This window comes from Escherichia sp. 94.0001 (genome assembly GCF_013369155.2).
Classification (GTDB): Bacteria; Pseudomonadota; Gammaproteobacteria; order Enterobacterales; family Enterobacteriaceae; genus Escherichia; species Escherichia coli_F.
The window spans coordinates 1-488 of record NZ_JABWMS020000237.1 but is presented as its reverse complement, the minus strand read 5'-3'; the positions used below and the strand labels follow the sequence as shown (position 1 = coordinate 488).

Annotated in this window: 1 protein-coding gene and 1 pseudogene; both read left to right on the top strand. The window is 51.0% G+C overall.

Annotation, left to right across the window (positions count from 1 at the left end; all coding sequences use genetic code 11):
- The first annotated feature begins 31 nt into the window (after nt 1–31).
- Nucleotides 32–412 (top strand): IS66-like element accessory protein TnpA, encoded by a 381-nt coding sequence (gene tnpA / locus HEN33_RS25465; protein WP_001466366.1) that lies wholly within the window; start codon nt 32–34, stop codon nt 410–412.
- Nucleotides 409–488: pseudogene (locus HEN33_RS25460) on the top strand (IS66 family insertion sequence element accessory protein TnpB); the annotation flags it as partial. The gene tnpA and the pseudogene HEN33_RS25460, both read left to right, overlap by 4 nt.

Here is a 488-nt window from a genome sequence, read left to right as displayed (position 1 = left end):
CAAATAAGTAGTGGGAACCAAAGTGTCAGATATGCAGAAAAATGTGACTCCCGGCAGGCGAAAAGGCTGCCCTAATTATCCTCCCGAATTTAAACAGCAGCTCGTTGCTGCCTCCTGTGAACCCGGGATATCCATCTCAAAACTTGCTCTTGAAAATGGCATTAACGCCAATCTGTTGTTCAAATGGCGACAACAATGGCGCGAGGGAAAGCTGCTATTACCTTCTTCAGAGAGCCCCCAGCTACTTCCTGTGACTCTCGATGCAGCTGCCGAACAGCCAGAATCGCTCGCAGAGGACCCGAAAACCCTCAGTATCAGCTGTGAGGTAACGTTCCGGCACGGGACGCTCCGCTTCAATGGCAATGTCAGCGAAAAGCTCCTGACTCTGCTGATACAGGAACTGAAGCGATGATCCCGTTACCTTCCGGGACAAAAATTTGGCTGGTTGCCGGTATCACCGATATGAGAAATGGCTTCAACGGCCTGGC